Origin of the sequence: Flavobacterium turcicum (assembly GCF_011365745.1) — a bacterium.
Classification (GTDB): domain Bacteria; phylum Bacteroidota; class Bacteroidia; order Flavobacteriales; family Flavobacteriaceae; genus Flavobacterium; species Flavobacterium turcicum.
The window spans coordinates 13,697-32,696 of sequence record NZ_JAAOBY010000002.1 but is presented as its reverse complement, the minus strand read 5'-3'; the positions used below and the strand labels follow the sequence as shown (position 1 = coordinate 32,696).

The 19,000-nt window shown below is 36.0% G+C and carries 12 protein-coding genes; 10 read left to right on the top strand and 2 right to left on the bottom strand.

All coding sequences use genetic code 11. The annotated features are described in order from the left end of the window. The first annotated feature begins 83 nt into the window (after positions 1–83). Entirely contained in the window at positions 84–1,511 is a 1,428-nt protein-coding gene (locus G9Q29_RS04115) for an L-serine ammonia-lyase (protein ID WP_166133626.1), read from the top strand. Positions 1,512–1,564: 53 nt separating this feature from the next. Here the strand turns inward: G9Q29_RS04115 and G9Q29_RS04110 are convergent, their stop codons facing one another. Then, the gene (locus tag G9Q29_RS04110) at positions 1,565–2,008 is read right to left on the bottom strand and encodes a nuclear transport factor 2 family protein (protein WP_225872886.1); all 444 of its coding nucleotides are present in this window, start codon (positions 2,006–2,008) and stop codon (positions 1,565–1,567) included. 100 nt (positions 2,009–2,108) lie between these two features. Here G9Q29_RS04110 and panB point away from each other — a divergent pair, with 100 nt between their 5' ends. The 7 genes from panB to G9Q29_RS04075 all read left to right on the top strand — a co-directional run bounded on the left by panB (position 2,109) and on the right by G9Q29_RS04075 (position 12,647). Beyond that, complete coding sequence (gene panB, locus G9Q29_RS04105) at positions 2,109–2,927, top strand: 3-methyl-2-oxobutanoate hydroxymethyltransferase (RefSeq protein WP_166133624.1); 819 nt, start codon at positions 2,109–2,111, stop codon at positions 2,925–2,927. Positions 2,928–2,954: 27 nt separating this feature from the next. Further along, positions 2,955–3,644, top strand: coding sequence for an RluA family pseudouridine synthase (locus tag G9Q29_RS04100; RefSeq protein WP_166133622.1), 690 nt, complete (start codon positions 2,955–2,957; stop codon positions 3,642–3,644). Between the two features lie 139 nt (positions 3,645–3,783). Then, positions 3,784–5,112, top strand: coding sequence for an aldehyde dehydrogenase (locus tag G9Q29_RS04095; RefSeq protein ID WP_166133620.1), 1,329 nt, complete (start codon positions 3,784–3,786; stop codon positions 5,110–5,112). 146 nt (positions 5,113–5,258) lie between these two features. Further along, positions 5,259–6,053 (top strand): hypothetical protein, encoded by a 795-nt coding sequence (locus tag G9Q29_RS04090; protein WP_166133618.1) that lies wholly within the window; start codon positions 5,259–5,261, stop codon positions 6,051–6,053. Positions 6,054–6,232: 179 nt separating this feature from the next. Continuing rightward, a complete protein-coding gene (locus G9Q29_RS04085) occupies positions 6,233–10,258 on the top strand; it encodes a PAS domain S-box protein (protein WP_225872885.1) in 4,026 nt (1,341 codons plus the stop codon). 45 nt (positions 10,259–10,303) lie between these two features. Next, entirely contained in the window at positions 10,304–11,164 is an 861-nt protein-coding gene (ypfJ, locus tag G9Q29_RS04080) for a KPN_02809 family neutral zinc metallopeptidase (RefSeq protein WP_166133614.1), read from the top strand. 193 nt (positions 11,165–11,357) lie between these two features. Continuing rightward, positions 11,358–12,647 (top strand): DEAD/DEAH box helicase, encoded by a 1,290-nt coding sequence (locus tag G9Q29_RS04075; RefSeq protein ID WP_166133612.1) that lies wholly within the window; start codon positions 11,358–11,360, stop codon positions 12,645–12,647. Positions 12,648–12,860: 213 nt separating this feature from the next. Here the strand turns inward: G9Q29_RS04075 and G9Q29_RS04070 are convergent, their stop codons facing one another. After that, positions 12,861–14,396 carry a YifB family Mg chelatase-like AAA ATPase gene (locus G9Q29_RS04070; protein WP_166133610.1) on the bottom strand — a complete coding sequence of 512 codons (1,536 nt, stop codon included), beginning with the start codon at positions 14,394–14,396 and terminating at the stop codon, positions 12,861–12,863. Positions 14,397–14,631: 235 nt separating this feature from the next. Here G9Q29_RS04070 and G9Q29_RS04065 point away from each other — a divergent pair, with 235 nt between their 5' ends. Both G9Q29_RS04065 and G9Q29_RS04060 read left to right on the top strand, forming a co-directional pair. Beyond that, a complete protein-coding gene (locus G9Q29_RS04065; RefSeq protein ID WP_166133608.1) occupies positions 14,632–17,625 on the top strand; it encodes an amidohydrolase family protein in 2,994 nt (997 codons plus the stop codon). A gap of 65 nt (positions 17,626–17,690) precedes the next feature. Continuing rightward, a complete protein-coding gene (locus G9Q29_RS04060; protein WP_166133606.1) occupies positions 17,691–18,998 on the top strand; it encodes an amidohydrolase family protein in 1,308 nt (435 codons plus the stop codon). Positions 18,999–19,000: the final 2 nt, after the last annotated feature.

Here is a 19,000-nt window from a genome sequence, read left to right as displayed (position 1 = left end):
TTAAAAAAACAATAATATTTAATTTTTAACTAGCATCATTGCCACATTCTATTATATTTGCAAGCAACAAAATCACACTACAAATGGAAGAATGTATCTCTGTTTTTGACATGTTAAAAATTGGCGTTGGCCCATCGAGTTCCCACACTTTAGGCCCGTGGAGAGCGGCAGAGCGTTTTTTGACAGAACTTCGTGAAGCAACTATTTTTACAGAAGTAACTCGCATCAAAATCGATTTATACGGTTCCCTTTCACTAACTGGAAAAGGACACGCAACTGATCTTGCCGTGATGCTTGGGTTAAGCGGACAAGATCCAGAGTACATTCCGATTGCCAACATTAACAGCATCATTCAAAACATCGAAAACACGAATACAATATTGTTGGGTGACGAAAAAAATATTCCATTTTACTTTTTACAGGACATTGTTTTCAATAAAAACTTTTTACCTTTTCATGCCAATGCACTCACTTTTACGGCCTATTTGAGCGATGAAAAAGAGTATGCTTCCACCTTTTACTCTATTGGTGGCGGATTTGTAGTAAAAGAAGAACGTGTAAATGCCAAGGAAAAAGTAAAGATAAAATGCGCCTTCCCCTATCCTATTGACAAAGCAACCGAATTACTAGCCATTTGCCGTCAGAAAAACAAATCGATCTCGGAGATTGTTTTTGAGAATGAAAAATCAATGCGAAGCGAAGACACCATTGATCACGAGTTACTGCGCATTTGGCATACCATGTTAGAGTGTATGTATATTGGTTGCCATTCAGAAGGTATATTACCAGGAGGACTCAATGTACGTCGTCGTGCTTTCGACATGCACCAAAATTTAATTGGTTTGTCTAACTATAATTCGCCACAATCTTGGTTGGAAGAAATCAGAAAAACCGAAGTTAAATTCAGACAAATTTTGCAATGGGTTTCTACTTTTGCCCTTGCAGTCAATGAGGTAAACGCTGCACTCGGACGTGTAGTTACGGCTCCTACTAATGGTAGCGCAGGAGTAATTCCAGCCGTATTGATGTACTATTTGGTAATTGAAAATCATCAAGCAGGTAACAAAGAAATCAAGAAATTTTTGATGGTTGCCGGCGAAATTGGAAGTATTTTCAAAAAAGGGTCTACAATATCAGCAGCAATGGGAGGCTGTCAAGCAGAAATTGGTGTATCATCAGCGATGGCCGCAGCCGCTTTGTGCGAGGTAATGGGCGGAACTCCAGAACAAGTTCTAATGGCTGCTGAAATAGCGATGGAACATCACTTGGGACTTACTTGCGACCCAATTGCCGGATTGGTTCAAATTCCGTGTATTGAGCGCAATACTATGGGCGCCATAAAAGCGATCAATGCCGCTGAACTTGCCTTGCAAACCGATCCTAAAAATGCAAAAGTACCGTTAGACAAAGTGGTCGATACCATGTGGCAAACAGCTAAAGACATGAACAACAAATACAAGGAAACATCTGAAGGCGGTCTTGCCATTGCAGTGAATATGGCCGATTGTTAGAATAATAATCGTCTCGTTTTGTTGAACCTTCGACTAAAATAATTCGATAAACTCTATTTTTTGCGGGTATCAATCAGGTGCACAATTTGCCAAGTATCAGCATTTTTCACGAAAGTGAAAGCGTTAATACCAGTATGACTCACTTTGCCATTCACTGAAAAAACATAAGGCGTCCAAGCATGGGCCATAGCGCCATTTACTTGAACATTAAAGCCTTTTAACTCTTCCTTGAAGGCCATTCCCGCTGGAATTGAAGCAATCGATTTCATAAAACTCGCCACTCCATCACCAGTTACCGTTGCAGTTGTTGGCTTTTCTGCTATGGATTGCATTAGCATTTTAGGGTGACAAAAGGTTTTGAGTTGCGCCGTATCTTTGGTATGAAAAGCCTCAAAAAACTGAATTATTGTAGTTTTTATTTTTTCTTTTTCTTGTTTCTGTGCTTGCAAACTTCCCACAAAAAAGCACAAAATCATTACGGTAACTATACGCTTCATATATTCCATTTTTATAATTAGTACTTTTACAAACTTAGTGTTACATTTTTGATTAAAAAATATTCATTTTAGTACCTTTACCGCCTCAAATAAAAGAATTATGTCTGTAGCAAAAAAAGATTACAAACGCATCACAACAAAATCATTGATCGAGATGAAAGCCAATGGCGAAAAAATCTCGATGCTTACCGCTTATGATTACACCATGGCTAAAATTGTTGATACTGCTGGTATTGACGTTATTTTGGTAGGAGATTCAGCATCAAATGTTATGGCAGGTCACGAAACGACTTTACCAATTACGTTAGATCAAATGATTTACCACGCCTCATCAGTAGTGAGAGCTATTGAAAGAGCCTTAGTTGTGGTTGATTTGCCTTTTGGAAGTTACCAATCAGACCCAAAAGAAGCATTACGCTCTGCTATCCGAATCATGAAAGAAAGTGGCGGCCATGCAGTTAAATTAGAAGGCGGCCACGAAATTAAAGATTCGATTAAAAAAATACTACATGCTGGAATTCCGGTGATGGGACATTTAGGTCTTACACCGCAATCTATCTATAAATTTGGTACGTATACAGTTCGTGCAAAAGAAGAAGAAGAAGCAGATAAATTAATCGAAGACGCCAAATTATTAGAGCGTCTAGGATGTTTTGCTTTGGTTTTAGAAAAAATCCCAGCTCACCTAGCTGAAAAAGTGGCGCAAAGTATATCGATTCCTGTAATCGGTATTGGTGCTGGTGGTGGTGTAGACGGTCAAGTATTGGTTATTCACGACATGTTGGGTATGAATAATGAATTCAGTCCTCGTTTTTTACGTCGCTACATGAACCTTTACGAAGGAATGACACAAGCCATTGGAGAATATGTGGCCGATGTAAAATCATCTGATTTTCCAAATGCGAGCGAACAATATTAAGCCCTAATCCCCTACTGGGAAATCCGAATGAAAATAATATCAAATAAAAACAACCTTCAAATTCTGCACGAAGACAACCATCTTATTGTTGTTAACAAACGCGTAGGAGACCTTGTTCAAGGTGACAAAACCGGAGACAAACCCTTACCGGAGGTTGTAAAAGAATATATCAAAGAAAAGTACAATAAGCCAGGTGCTGTGTTTCTAGGAGTTGTTCATCGTTTGGACCGCCCAACTACAGGGATTGTAGTTTTTGCAAAAACCAGTAAGGCATTGAGCAGAATGAACGAATTGTTTAGCAATCGTGAAACTCAAAAAACCTATTGGTGTGTGGTTAAAAACAAACCGCAAAAAAGCCATGACAAATTGGTGCACTACTTGAAAAGAACCGAAAAAAACAATACTTCTAAAGCACATTTAAAAGAAGTACCCGAAAGTAAATTGGCCAGTTTAGATTATACAATCATAAAAGAACTTAATAATTATTGTGCCCTTGAAATTAATTTGCACACCGGGAGACACCATCAAATTCGCGCCCAATTATCTGCAATTGGTTCTCCTATCAAAGGTGATTTAAAATATGGTTTTGACCGAAGTAATCCCGATGGAGGTATTCACCTGCATGCAAGAAAATTAGTTTTTGACCATCCGGTTACAAAAGAAAAACTAGAAATTATTGCTCCAACACCCGATGATGTAATTTGGAATGCCATTTAAACAACATTCAAAAAATCTATTCCTCTTAATTTTAGAGAAAAGAAAACCAAATACGGCGAGCTATAACAGCTCGCTTTTTTATTAAAATCAAAATTGGCTTTAAACTAATTAAATTGTACTTTTAAAATAAAAACATCTGATGAAATATACAACCGATCTAGGGTACCGAAAAGAATCGTTAAAAAAATTGCTTGACGTAATTACGCAACACGAAGACGAAATTATAAAAGCCCTATATGATGATTTTAAAAAACCTGATTTTGAAGCTGTTTTAACCGAAACCAATTATGTTATCAGTGACCTTAAAGCAACTATCAAAAATTTTGACTCTTATACCAAACCTAAAAAAGTTCGCGCTTCCTTACTCAACTTTCCTTCATCTGACTACATCTACAGCGAACCGTACGGACATGTTTTAATTTTGTCTCCTTGGAACTATCCTTTTCAACTTGCTTTTTGTCCGCTTGTTGCAGCTGTAGCCGCGGGAAATGCTGTTACACTAAAACCCTCAGAACTTACACCTAAAACCGCCGCTATAATTGCTAAAATTGTACGTTTAACTTTTACGGTACAACATGTGGTCGTGGTTACTGGTGATGCCAAAGTAGCGGCAGATTTACTAGAAAAACGATGGGATTACATCTTTTTTACGGGTAGCGTGGCAGTAGGAAAAATTGTAGCCAAGGCGGCCGCAAAACATCTTACACCAGTTACACTAGAGTTGGGAGGTAAAAGTCCGTGCATTGTTGATGAAACCGCCAATATTAAAATTAGCGCACGACGAATTATTTGGGGAAAAATTGTAAATGCTGGACAAACCTGCGTAGCACCTGATTATGTTTTGGTACATGAATCTGTTAAACAGCAATTAATTGAGGCGCTACGTTTTGAAATTACCGCGGCATTGGGCGAAAATCCACAAGAGTCTCCAGATTACGCTCGCATTATCAACCAAAAAAATTGGGAACGACAATTACAACTTCTCGAAAACCAATCGATACTTTTTGGAGGCCAATCGGACAAAAATAGTTTTTACGTAGCTCCAACCTTAGTTGACGAACCCGCAAAAGATAGTTTACTAATGACAGAAGAAATTTTTGGTCCAATACTTCCTATCATCTCCTACACTAATATTTCTGAAGTAGATCAAATTATCAACAGTTACGAAAAACCGCTTGCACTTTATCTGTTTTCTGAAAACAAAAAATATGTTGATTATGTTTTGCAAAATCATTCTTTTGGAGGTGGTTGCATCAATGACACAGTGGTGCATTTGGTAAACGAGATACTTCCGTTTGGTGGTGTAGGACATTCCGGGATGGGCGCTTATCACGGAAAACTTAGTTTTGATATTTTCTCCCATCAAAAATCGATAGTAAAAAGAGGAACTTGGCTTGATCTACCGCTGCGCTACGCACCTTATAAAGAAAAATTAAAAACCATTCGTAAACTTCTAAAATGGATGTAGTTGCATAAAATATTCGGAGCCGCACAATCTTTTTATGATAAATAATATTTGAAGAAGTAGTAGATTCATAAAATTATTTAAAACAAAAAATGAAACTTTTTACAAAAAATGCGACTATTAAAACATAATAATCTAAAACCAAACCGATGCAAACAACCTCCAGCACGTACACAAAAAAACGTCTAGCCGAAATCAAAGAACAAGGATACGAACTTGATTTTGGAACCGTATTCAACAACACCATCGAAAACTATAAAAAAATTGCCTGGTATGGAGGTTTAATGATTTTTGTATTTTTTACTCTTTTTAGTTTAGTTCTTTTCGGAATAGCCATTGCTTTTATTGGATTTCCTGAATTAAAAGCCATTTTAAAACCAGAAAATTTACAATTAGAAACTTTACCTCTGGAAATTTTACTATATGTTTCTGTAGCAACAGTATTTATTGCTGCTATTACATGTCCTTTTCCAGCTGGTTTAACAAAAATGGCACAAAGCGCTGACAAAGATGAAGAATTTGGTATTGCAACCATGTTTCAATATTATAAAGCGCCCTATTTTGTTGAACTCTTAATAGCTTCAGTACTCTTGGCTATCGTTAGTTCATCAATACAAAATACTATTGCTTTTTTTCAAATTCCATTTTTAGGTTATGTGATATCAAGTATACTTTCGCTGTTTACCTTTTTAACTGTACCTTTTATCATTTTTGGAAACTTAAAAGCAGTTGAATCTATCAAAGCAAGTATCCTTGTGGCCTCTAAACAGCCATTGACTCTTTTAGGCTTGATAGTCGTAAGCTCGATTGCATCTTGGATTGGATTTTTAGGTTGTTGCATTGGATTAGTATTTACTATTCCTTTTGTCTTTTCATTATACTATGTTGTTTATAAAGAAATAATTGGTATTGAAACTCCTGAAGATTTGGAGTATAATGGCTAGAATTTTTTTTTTTAATAAGAACCAAAACAGACCGATTACTTGTTTTGGTTCTTATTAAAAAATTACTTAATTTTCAATCAAATTAGAAGTACTTTTCAAATTTTATTGAATTAAAGCCAAAACAAATCATGACTTACGCTTGTAAAACTATAGCAGCTTTACAATTAAACAATTCCTTAATGGAAGAGATATCTGTACTTGCGAGTGCTGTTCCTGTCTCATTCATTGACAAACTTGCGATGAATAATAATTTATTCCGCATTCTGAATCCTTTTATTTTACTTTTATTGTTTTTGATTATTTTCAAATTTTCAAAAATTACACAGCTTCTTTATCCCGATTTTATCAAACGAAATTCTGTAAAAGACTCAAAAAGTGAGGAATACCAGCTTTACTTTTTGTTTATTGGAATTATAATTCCTTTTTTAGAAATTAGTTTTGAAATTTTTGAAATAAGAGATTCCAGCTTGTTAGCTACAAATTCTTTCATAGGTATTTTCTTTTTGGTACTTTATTTTTTGGTACTTTATTTTTTGAGCAAAAAAAATAATTTTATTTACCAGAATGGAGAGAAAATTTTCCGAGTATTATTCTTAATAGCTCTGGTTTACATTGCTCGAAATATCATTTTATACTCTCCTGATATCATTCCTTCGATTGCATTTGTTGCTGCTTTTTTCTTCTCGTATTCTATAGTAAAGCCACAAAAATGGTATTGGATCTTAGTAGCAATTGTTTTCATTTTCTTGCTTGTATTAATGGTTTTTGAAATCATTCCTATAAACACTGCCATCATTTTATTTAATTATTGCATAGCAGTTGTGGTGGTTAATTACATAAGACAGCTTTCTATTTTAAATTTAAAAAACAAACTCAATTTTAACAACCAAATTATTAATAAAGGGAACTCGTTAATTTTAGCAACTAATATTAAAGGTGAAATCGTATTTTGTAGTGAAAATGTTGAAACTATTTTAGGATATTCTGTAGATCAAGTAATGGGCTTAGGTTATTGGAAATTAACTGAGGATACGGAGTTTTATGGCGAAGATTATCACAAAAAATTTCAAGTAGATCGCGTATTTACACGCCGACTCAAGTGTAAAAATGGAGATTACAAGATAATTAGGTGGAATGACAAAAAATTTTCGGATGACCTCATCATTGGAATTGGCCAAGATGTTACTCATGAAATGGAAATGCAAAATCAATATGAAAACCTCATTCAAAACGCAATTGATTTAATTTATGAAGTAAATAACAGGGGGCAGTTTGTATTTGTAAACGAATTCTCAATCAAAGCTTTAGGTTACAAAAAAGAACAAATAATTGGTAGTTATTTTACTGATTTCATACGTAAGGACTTTGAATCTTCTATGACTGATTATTATTTAAATAACACAACTGATAAAAGTTTTTTCCCAACCGTTGAATTCCCAATGATTAAAAGCAATGGCGATGAATTGTGGGTATCGCAAAAAGTAATTATTCGTCGTAACGAGCAAGGTAAAATTATTGCTTACTCAGGTATCGCCAGAGATATTACAAAGTTCAAAGAAATTGAATTCGATACCAAAACGCGACAGAAAAAATTAGACGAATACAACAAAACCATAACAAAACTATCTACAACCAATTTTAGTAGCTATAGTAACCTTGAGCTTGGTATAAATCAAATTATTGAGACCTCTGCTAAAGTCATGAAATGTAACAGGGTAAGTTACTGGAAATATGAAAAAGACAAAATTATTTGCGAAAGTTTGTTTGAATTAGATCGAAATTGCTTCAGCAAAGGTGAAGTATTGTACCAAGAAAATTTCCCTTTATACTTTGAGAAATTAACAACTCGAAAACAAATTTGTGCCTCTAATGTTGTTAAAAAGAAAAGCCTAAAAGAACTTAATGCCGAATATTTCACAAAACATAATATAAAATCACTTCTAGATATTCCGCTAATTTTAAACGGTGAATTGTTTGCAATTTTATGTTTAGAATCGACCCATTATAAAATAAAATGGGACAATGAAGATATCAGTTTCGCAAAAACAATTGCAGATATTATTGCTCTAAATATCATTTCACAAAGCCGCTTTGAAACAGAAGGTAAACTCGCATACAAGAGTGAACTTTTATCTGCAATGGCTTTGTGTACCGAAAATTTCTTAAATTCTACTAATCTCAACGATATCTTTGAAGATGCCTTGATCATTATGGGTAAAGCAACCAAATCCCATCGATCTTATTACTACGAACACAATCAAGAAACAGGATTAATTAGTCAAAAGCACCGTTGGTTTGTACAAAACAATAAATTAACTGAAACCAACCCAAGACTTCAAAACATACCTCATTCAGAATTTGAAGATCTTTTAATTCCGTTGTTAAATAACGAAATTTACGAGGCTACTATTTCGCATATCGAAAATAAATCGCTTCGCCAAAAACTAGAGGGTGTTGATGTAAAATCGCTTATATTGTTTCCTGTTTTCATTAAAGATAAATTTCAAGGCTTTTTAGGCTTTGATGATACAGTAACAGAGCGTTATTGGAGCGAAGACGAGGTAACCATTTTAAAAACCTTGGCTCGAAATATTGCCTCTTCTATAGAACGCATTACCAATGAAACCGCCATTTATGAAAGTGAAGAGAAATTTCGTTCCTTAGCTAACAACATACCTGGAACGGTATATTTGTCAAACTACGATGAGAACAATACTAAAATTTATATAAACGATGAAGTAGAAAAATTAACAGGATATGCAAAATCTGCTTTTTTAAATAATGAATTATCGTTTATCGATCTCATTCATCCAGAGGATAAAATTAAAACGATTAACAAGCAAAAAGAAGCAATTGAAAACAAAAAGTCTATTCGACAAACATACCGCATTATACATAAAGAAAACCGCGTAGTTTGGGTTGAAGAATTTGGAGATGCCATCTACAAAAATGACAAAATTGCTTTTTTAGAAGGTATTTTTATTGATATCACTGAGCGTGTAATTGCTGAAACCGCAATTCAAGAAAAAGAGCTGGCTGAAGCGGCCAACAAGGCAAAATCAGAGTTCTTAGCCAATATGAGCCATGAAATACGAACACCTCTCAATGGCATTATCGGTTTTACAGATCTGCTAATGAAAACGACGCTAGGACCTACTCAAAGTAAGTACATGAAAACCATTAGTCAGTCTGCACACTCTTTGCTTGATATCATCAATGATATTCTAGATTTTTCGAAAATTGAGGCTGGAAAACTAGAATTGTACGTCGAAAAATGCAACATTATAGAGCTTTTACATCAAGTGATTGATTTAATTTTAATTGAGTCTAATCAAAAAAAGTTAGCATTACAATTGGATATCGCAGAGGATTTGCCAAAATTCTTCTTGTTGGATAGTGTTCGACTAAAACAAATTTTGATTAACCTATTAGCCAATGCAGTAAAATTTACTGAAAAAGGAAGTATCAAATTAGAAGTAAAAATGCTCAACCCTCTTCAGGATGGTAGCGCTACTATTCGCTTTGCAGTAAAGGATACAGGAATAGGAATATTGGACGAAAATAAAAAGAAAATCTTTCGTGCTTTTTCACAAGAAGACGGATCTACAACAAGAAAATTTGGAGGAACTGGTTTAGGACTTACCATATCTAACCAGTTACTTGGACTAATGAATAGCAAGTTGCAGCTCGAAAGCACTTCCAAAAAAGGTAGTACCTTTTATTTTGACATAAAATTACAAACTTGCTCTGAAATTATTGTTAGCGAAAGTCTCTTTGATACTGATTTTAACACCATAAAAGACATGGTTGTAAAAAATAAAATCAGCTCAAAAATGGCAACCATACTAATTGTAGAGGACAATAAAGTAAATATGCTGTTATTAAAAACAATTTTAAAAAACCTTTCCTTTCCTACTACAATTCACGAAGCCGCAAATGGATCACAAGCTGTAGAGCAATTTGAAAAATGGAAACCTGACTTTGTATTTATGGATATCCAAATGCCAATCATGAATGGTTACGAGGCCACAGAACAAATACGAAAATTAGAATCAGGCAAACAGGTACCCATCATTGCAATCACGGCCGGAACCGAAAAACAAGAAAGAGACAACTGCCTGAAAGCCGGCATGAACGATTATATCCCAAAACCAATTATTAAAGGCATTGTCGAGGAAACGTTTTTCAAGTGGCAACAAGCGTAACAAAAACAGAAATTCAATAAAAAAGTAACAGTTAAATTCAAACTTATGAAATGGAGTGGCAGACGCGAAAGCGGAAATCTTGAAGATCGCAGAGGAATGTCTTCAGGTGGTAAAACAATTGTTGGCGGAGGAATAATAGGAATTATAATTATTCTATTAAATACTTTTGGTGGTGAAAATGCGCAAATGCTAACTCCTATATTAGAACAATTAAATCAAGGCGGTCAAAGTGCGCCAACCGAGCAAAGAGACCTTACGCAAGCTGAGCTTACAGAGGGCAAAATGGTAGATGCGATTATAACTGACACTGAGGATGTTTGGACCAAAATTTTTCAAGAAAACAACTTACAATACAAAGAACCAACTGTGGTTTTATTTTCAGATGCTGTAGATACGGAGTGTGGAAGTGCGACATCAGCGTCAGGACCTTTTTACTGCCCTGCTGACCAAAAAGTTTATATGGACTTGACCTTCTTTAATGATCTAAAAACCAAATTTGGCGCTCAAGGAGGCGATTTTGCAACAGCCTACGTAATTGCGCATGAAATAGGCCACCATGTACAAACCTTATTAGGTACATCAGCCAAGATGCGACAAATGCAACAAGGAAAAAGTCAAGCCGAAGCAAACAAATTATCAGTAGCTCTCGAGTTGCAAGCTGATTTTTATGCCGGTCTATGGACACATTACAATCAAAATATGAAAAACTTCCTTGAAGAGGGAGACCTAGATGATGCACTTAGCGCTGCACATGCCGTAGGCGACGATGCAATTCAGTCGAAAATTCAAGGGCATATCGTTCCAGAATCATTCACACACGGTACTTCCGCGCAGCGTAAACAATGGTTTATGAAAGGCTATAAAAGTGGTGACATTAGACAGGGAAATACTTTCGAAGAACTATAAAGGTCTTAATGAATTAAAAAGAAAGATAGGGTTCGACCCTATTTTTTTTTACTAAAAAAACAATATTATAGTTAAAAGATTACAAAAAATAAGTAATGTTCGCTATAAACCAGCATATCAAAAAATTAGCAGTACCTTCGCGCACAATTAAAAGAAGTATTTTTTTTATGTACATACTTCGTAAACACCATATATGTCATTCAAATCGTTAGGATTATCTGATGAGCTACTCAAAGCCATCAGTAAAAAAGGTTACACTACCCCTTCACCAATACAACAAAAAGCAATTCCACCCATTTTAGACGGAAAAGATGTATTAGCCTCAGCTCAAACCGGTACCGGAAAAACAGCTGGATTTACGTTACCAATTTTACATACGCTCGCTCAAGGAGTACAACTACGCAACCGCCCAATTAGAGCGCTAATACTTACACCAACACGTGAATTAGCAGCTCAAATTTTAGCAAATATTAAAGAATATAGCATCTTTTTAGACTTAAAAAGTGCTGTAATTTTTGGCGGAGTAAATCAAAATCCGCAAGTAACTCAATTACGCCAAGGCGTTGATATTCTGGTTGCAACTCCTGGACGATTAATCGATTTACAAAATCAAGGTTTAATAAGCCTGAATAAAATTGAAATCCTTGTACTAGATGAGGCTGATCGCATGCTCGACATGGGATTTTTAAGAGACATTGAGCGAATTTTAAAAATCATTCCTGCCAAAAGACAAAACTTATTATTCTCAGCCACGTTTTCTCCAGATATCAAAAAACTAGCAATAGGTATTTTACACCAACCCGTTCATGTTGAGGCAACTCCTGAAAACACAACTGTTGAAGCAATTGCTCAAAAAATATATCCTGCAGCCAAAGAGAAAAAAACCGAATTAATCATCAAATTGATTTCGGAGGGTAATTGGAAACAAACACTCGTTTTTACGCGCACCAAACAAGGTGCCAATAAATTGTGCGAGAGCATGAACAAAGCCGGAATTGTAGCTGCTGCCATCCATGGAAACAAAGGACAAGGTGCACGAACAAAGGCTTTAGACGGCTTTAAAAAAGGAACTGTCGCAGTGCTTGTAGCAACCGATATTGCTGCAAGAGGACTCGATATTCCATTATTACCGCACGTAGTTAACTTCGAATTGCCAAATATTCCTGAAGATTATGTACACCGCATTGGTCGTACAGGTCGCGCGGGTGCCAGCGGCGAAGCTATTTCATTGTTTAGTCCTGACGAAACACAATTTTTAAGAGACATCGAAAAACTAATTGGATTGCGCTTGCCTAAAGAGCAGATTCCTGGTTTTGAGGCCGACCCAAATGCATCTACCGCTCCTATTAAACAAGGGCAAGGCAGACCGCAACGCAATTCCACACCAAAGCAACCTAAAGCTGATGCTAGTAAACGTACAAGCTCAAATAGCTTTGGACCACGAAAACCTAAACAAAATAACGAAAGACGTTCATCTAACTAATATTGGTTGTTTTAGGAGCAGAAAATCTCATTTCAGATCCTAACTTGTCCCGCTTTCCGTTGCAATATCCCGAGAAAAATCGGGAGGATTTACACTTCAATTGGGGCTAAAATCACGTTTATCTTTCAAAATTAAAATCAAAACTACTTTCATTTACGAGAGTAGTTTTATTTTGAATTTATACTACCAATTTTCAATGACACTTTAATAGAACTAGCCCAGCCAACCATCGCGATCCAAACTTCGGTACTGAATGGCTTCTGTAATATGCATAGCTAAAATATTCGGAGCCGCATCTAAATCGGCTATCGTTCTTGCTACTTTCAAAATCCTATCATACGCTCGAGCCGACAAGTTCAAGCGCTCCATTGCTGTTTTTAATAATAATTTAGAACTATCGTCAAGCACACAATATTCTCGAATGTGTTTGGTATTCATTTGTGCATTGTAATGAATGTGGTCCATTTGCTCAAAACGCAACGTTTGAATTTCTCTTGCTGCCGTAACTCGCTCACGAATCGAAACACTGCTTTCCGCCTTGCGATCATCTGATAATTTATCAAAAGGAACAGGGGTTACTTCAATATGAATATCAATGCGGTCCAATAAAGGCCCAGAAATTTTACTCAAATACCGTTGCATTTCATGCGGAGAAGAAGTTTGTGGCGCATCAGGATCATTAAAAAATCCACTCGGACTCGGGTTCATACTGGCCACCAACATAAAAGAAGATGGATAAGTTACTGTGAATTTAGCTCGTGAAATAGTTACTTCTCGATCTTCAAGTGGCTGTCGCATCACCTCCAAAACATCTCGTTTAAACTCCGGCAACTCATCCAAAAACAATACACCATTGTGTGCCATTGATATTTCACCCGGCTGCGGATAACTACCTCCACCCACCAAAGCTACGTTTGAAATCGTGTGGTGCGGACTCCTGAATGGCCTTTGATTCATCAAGCCTACTTCTTTTAATTTTCCAGCTACACTATGAATTTTGGTGGTTTCAAGCGCTTCGCGTAAAGTCATTGGTGGTAATATACTTGGCAATCGCTTGGCTAACATGGTTTTTCCTGCTCCAGGCGGACCTATTAAAATAATATTGTGCCCTCCAGCTGCTGCAATTTCCATACACCGCTTAATGCTCTCCTGCCCCTTCACATCCGAAAAATCAAACTCAGGAAAGTCTAAGGTTTTATAAAACTCAGCTCTCGTATCTATTTTTGTAGGTTCCAAAGTACCCTTGCCTTCAAAAAAATCAATTACTTCTTGTACGTTCTCAACACCATAAACATCTAAACCTGCAACGATAGCGGCCTCTTTTACATTTTGCTTTGGCAGAAAAAAACCTTTAAAACCCTCTTCTTTCGCTTTAATTGCAATAGGCAAAGCACCTCGAATAGGTTGTAAACTGCCATCGAGTGACAGTTCGCCCATAATAATATACTCAGCCAACGCTTCGGCTTGAATTTGCGCAGAAGCTACAAGAATACCCATCGTCAAAGTTAAATCATAAGCAGAACCCTCTTTTCGCAAATCAGCAGGAGCCATATTAATTGTAATTTTTTTACCAGGCATGGCAAATCCGTTATTTTTAAGAGCGGCTGCTATGCGGTAGCTACTTTCTTTTATGGCATTATCAGGCAATCCTACCAAGTGGTAGCCAATACCTTTATCCATGTTAACTTCAACCGTTATTGTAGTTGCTTCGACTCCAAAAACAGCACTCCCAAAAACTTTAACTAGCATACAATCAATATTTTATTTTTAAAAGTAAACAAAAATTTTAAATTATACCTACAAATCTTACATATTTTATCAATTATTGAACATTAGCTAAAAAAGATTGCATATCTCTTTAAATTTTTATTAAAATCACTTCAAATTCGTTGATTAACTATCAAAAATAAATGTTAAAATCCATTAAAGACAAGGAGAAATATTAACATTTTTTTACTTTTAAGGACTAATTATAAACTAAACTATGAAAAAAATCGTACTACTGCTGGTTTTAAGCATTTTCATGCCTAAATCCTATGCACAGGAGTACTTTCCTAACAACGAAAGTATCCCCAACAAGACCAACAATTTTACGGCATTTACTAATGCTAAAATTTATGTAACACCCACACAAATTATCCAGAAAGGAACTTTATTAATCCAAAATGGAAAAGTAGTAAATGCGGGAACTAATGTAGCAATCCCAAAAAACTGCACTACTATTGATCTAAATGGTAAATCGATTTACCCATCGTTTATCGATTTGTACACTAGCTTTGGAATAGAGAAACCAAAACCTGCAGCAACAGCGGGTCGTGGTTCATTATACGATACCAAACGCGTGGGTTATTATTGGAATGAAAACATCAAATCAGAGCAAAACGCCTACCAAGCCTTTAAGTACGACCAAACTAAGGCCGAAGAATTACTAAAGGCTGGTTTTGGTGTTGTAGGTTCGCACATCCCTGACGGAATTGCTCGCGGTACAGGAACTCTAGTTGCATTAAATAATTTTGATAACAGCAATCAATTACTAACTGATAAGTTGACTAATCATTTTGCCTTTTCAAGAAGTGTAACAACGGCGCAATCTTACCCAAGTTCATTGATGGGAATGATGGCACTATTACGCCAGATGTACTACGATTTGGATTGGTATAAAAAAGGAAATTCCAAAACAAAAGATTTATCTCTTGAAGCATTGGCGAGTAATGAAAAATTGGTGCAAATTTTTACAACCGAAGATAAACTGAATAGTTTACGTGCTGCCAAAATTGCAAAAGAATTCGGCTTAAGCTACATCCTTAAAGGAAGCGGTAACGAATTTGAACGTATTGAAGAAATCAAACAGACGAATTCGAAATTCATCATTCCAATCAACTTTCCAGAGGCTTATGATGTTTCCGACCCGAATCAGGCCAACCAAATGGAGTTAAAAGATTTGAGATATTGGAATCAAGCACCTAGCAATTTAAAAGTATTGTCAGATAACGGAATTGTTTTTGCTTTGACCACTGATAAATTGAAAAAAATTGAAGATTTTAGAACCAATCTTTTAAAAGCCATTCAATACGGTTTTGATAGTACTAAAGCTTTAGAGGCACTAACTACCGTTCCTGCAGCACTTTTAGGAAAAAGTAATGAAGTAGGATCTTTGAAAAATGGAAGTTTAGCCAACTTTGTGATTACATCAGGAGCCATTTTTGACGCCAAAACTGTAATGTACGAAAACTGGGTACAAGGAAATAAATTCGTCATCAACGATTTAAACACCAAAGACATTAGAGGAAACTACGATTTAACGATTGGAAACGAAAAGTTCAAATGGAAAATCAACGGCGAAATCAACGCTCCTAAATCAGAAATTACGACAACTGATGCTAAAAAAGTGAATTCAAAATTGACATTCACCAACAACTGGGTTTCTACAGTGGTAAAACCACTTGATTCAACCAAAACGAACTTTACTAGATTAATTGGTTATGTTGACAATACCGATAATTTATCTGGAAAAGCGGTTTTGTTTGATGGATCAGAATTGAAATGGGCTGCTGTAAAGACGGCTGCATTTGCAAAAGCAATAGATTCCTCAAAAGTAGAAAAAGGACCTGCAATCATGCCAGTTACTTACCCGAACAATGCTTACGGAAACACGAAAAAACTAACAGCAACTACCCTTTTATTCAAAAATGCAACTGTTTGGACGAACGAAAAAGAAGGAATTCTGGAAGAAACAGATGTACTTGTTAAGAATGGAAAAATTGCTGCCGTTGGAAAAAATCTTTCAGATGCCAGTGCCACTGTTGTTGATGCAAAAGGAAAACACCTTACTAGCGGTATTATTGACGAGCACTCGCATATTGCCATTTCAAATGGAGTAAACGAAGGCGGTCACAACTCTAGCGCCGAGGTAACTATTCAAGACGTAGTAAACTCAGAGGATGTGAATATTTATAGAGAATTAGCTGGTGGAGTAACTACTTCGCAATTGCTTCACGGATCAGCAAACCCTATTGGTGGTCGCTCTGCCATTGTAAAATGGAAATGGGGTGCTGCTGCAGATGAAATGTTATACAAAAACCAGCCAGGCTTTATCAAATTTGCACTTGGTGAAAACGTAAAACAATCGAACTGGGGTAATGTTAACCCTACTCGTTTCCCACAAAGTAGAATGGGAGTTGAACAAGTATTTACTGATTATTTTCAACGTGCAAAAGATTATGATGTAGCTTGGAAAGCATACAATTCAAGCAACAAAAAAGGTAAAGCACCTCGCGTAGATTTAGAATTACAAACCTTAGCTGAAATTTTAAACAAAGAGCGTTTTATTTCTTGTCACTCTTACGTACAATCAGAAATCTTGATGTTGATGAAGGTGGCCGAGAAATTTAACTTTAGAGTAAATACATATACGCACATTCTAGAAGGATACAAAGTTGCCGACAAAATGAAAGAACATGGTGTTGGAGCTTCTACTTTCTCTGACTGGTGGGCCTACAAATTTGAGGTGAATGATGCTATTCCATTCAACGGACCTATCATGCACAAAGCTGGATTGGTTGTAGCTTACAACTCTGATGATGCCGAAATGTCAAGAAGATTGAACCAAGAAGCTGCAAAAGCAGTTAAGTACGGTAATGTATCTGAAGAAGATGCTTGGAAATTTGTAACCTTAAACCCTGCAAAATTATTACACATTGATGATAAAGTAGGAAGTATCAAAACTGGTAAAGATGCTGATATCGTTTTATGGAACGCCAATCCGTTATCAATTTATGCCAAAGCAGAAAAAACTTTAATTGAAGGTGTTGTATATTATGATGTTCAAAAAGACGAAGAACAAAGAAAAGCAATCATTAAAGAGAGAAGCGAATTGATTGGTCAATTATTGCAAGAGAAAAACAAAGGAATGAGCACACAACCTGCTAAAAAGAAAGAAAAAGTAGAATACCACTGTGATTCTCTTGAAGAATTGTAGTTAGTAGTACAATAGATTTCTTTAAAAGCAGAGCACTGCTCGATTCAATCCTAAAATTTAAAATTATGAACTACAAAAAAATAATGCTTGCAACCTTGATGCTTGGTGCATCTACTCTTTTGCAAGCGCAACAAACTCCAGCCAATAAGCAAACCAAGTCTGTTTTGATCTTGAATGCAACGGCACACATCGGTGATGGGACTGTTATTGAAAACAGCGCCATTGGTTTTAAAGATGGTAAAATAACGCTAATTGCCGATGCAAAAACAATCCGCTTGGCTGCAGATGCTTATGATACAACAATAAATGCAGGAGGCAAACACGTATATCCTGGTTTTATTGCACCCAACTCTACATTAGGTTTAGTTGAAATTGATGCCGTAAAATCATCTGATGATGAAAGCGAAATTGGAAGTATGAATCCAAATGTTCGCAGTATAATTGCTTACACGGCTGATTCGAAAGTAATCGAAACCGTACGACCAAACGGAATTTTAATGGCTCAAATTACGCCAAGAGGTGGAATCATTTCAGGCTCATCTTCAATTGTACAATTGGATGCTTGGCATTGGCAAGACGCTTTGGTTAAGGAAAACGATGGAATGCACTTGAATTTTCCATCTACTTTTAGAAGAAGCGGTTGGTGGGCTGAGCCGGGAGCAATTGAAGCGAATAAAGATTATCCAAAACAAGTGAATGATCTAAGTTCTTTTTTCACCAATGCAAAAGCCTATTTGGGTGATACGGCCAAAGAAAGAAATTTGGTATTAGAATCTACAAAAGGACTTTTTGATGGTACGCAAACATTGTACATTCATGCTAATGAAGAAAAACAAATCATTGATGCCGTACAATTTGCCAAACAAAACGGAATTAAAAAAATGGCAATTATTGGAGGTTATGAAGCGTATAAAGCAGCTGAATTATTGCAAAAAAACAACGTAGGTGTATTGTTGAAGCGCGTACACGACATGCCAGAAAACGATGATCACGATGTTGATTTGCCTTATAAAAACGCAAGACTACTGACCGAAAAAGGAGTATTAGTGGGGTTAGAAAATAGTGGTTCACACGAAAGAATGAACACCAGAAACTTACCATTCCTTGCAGGTACTTGTGCCGCTTATGGTTTAGATAAAGAAACAGCATTACAATTAATTACTTCAAATACTGCTAAAATTTTGGGTATTGATGAACAATGTGGTACCTTAACACAAGGTAAAGACGCAACTTTATTTATATCAGAAGGAGATGCTTTGGATATGAGAACAAATAAACTTACCAACGCCTTTATTCAAGGAAGAGCTATTAGTTTAGAAACACACCAAACACGATTAAACGAGCGTTACAAAACAAAATACAATCAAAAATAAAT

What these genes read in the sequence shown, in the direction of transcription:
- G9Q29_RS04090 (WP_166133618.1), top strand. Translation starts at nt 5,259, where the DNA reads ATGCAAACAACCTCCAGCACGTACACAAAAAAACGTCTAGCCGAAATC.
- G9Q29_RS04100 (WP_166133622.1), top strand. Translation starts at nt 2,955, where the DNA reads ATGAAAATAATATCAAATAAAAACAACCTTCAAATTCTGCACGAAGAC.
- ypfJ (WP_166133614.1), top strand. Translation starts at nt 10,304, where the DNA reads ATGAAATGGAGTGGCAGACGCGAAAGCGGAAATCTTGAAGATCGCAGA.
- G9Q29_RS04075 (WP_166133612.1), top strand. Translation starts at nt 11,358, where the DNA reads ATGTCATTCAAATCGTTAGGATTATCTGATGAGCTACTCAAAGCCATC.
- panB (WP_166133624.1), top strand. Translation starts at nt 2,109, where the DNA reads ATGTCTGTAGCAAAAAAAGATTACAAACGCATCACAACAAAATCATTG.
- G9Q29_RS04065 (WP_166133608.1), top strand. Translation starts at nt 14,632, where the DNA reads ATGAAAAAAATCGTACTACTGCTGGTTTTAAGCATTTTCATGCCTAAA.
- G9Q29_RS04085 (WP_225872885.1), top strand. Translation starts at nt 6,233, where the DNA reads ATGGAAGAGATATCTGTACTTGCGAGTGCTGTTCCTGTCTCATTCATT.
- G9Q29_RS04095 (WP_166133620.1), top strand. Translation starts at nt 3,784, where the DNA reads ATGAAATATACAACCGATCTAGGGTACCGAAAAGAATCGTTAAAAAAA.
- G9Q29_RS04115 (WP_166133626.1), top strand. Translation starts at nt 84, where the DNA reads ATGGAAGAATGTATCTCTGTTTTTGACATGTTAAAAATTGGCGTTGGC.
- G9Q29_RS04070 (WP_166133610.1), bottom strand. Translation starts at nt 14,396, where the DNA reads ATGCTAGTTAAAGTTTTTGGGAGTGCTGTTTTTGGAGTCGAAGCAACT.
- G9Q29_RS04060 (WP_166133606.1), top strand. Translation starts at nt 17,691, where the DNA reads ATGAACTACAAAAAAATAATGCTTGCAACCTTGATGCTTGGTGCATCT.
- G9Q29_RS04110 (WP_225872886.1), bottom strand. Translation starts at nt 2,008, where the DNA reads ATGAAGCGTATAGTTACCGTAATGATTTTGTGCTTTTTTGTGGGAAGT.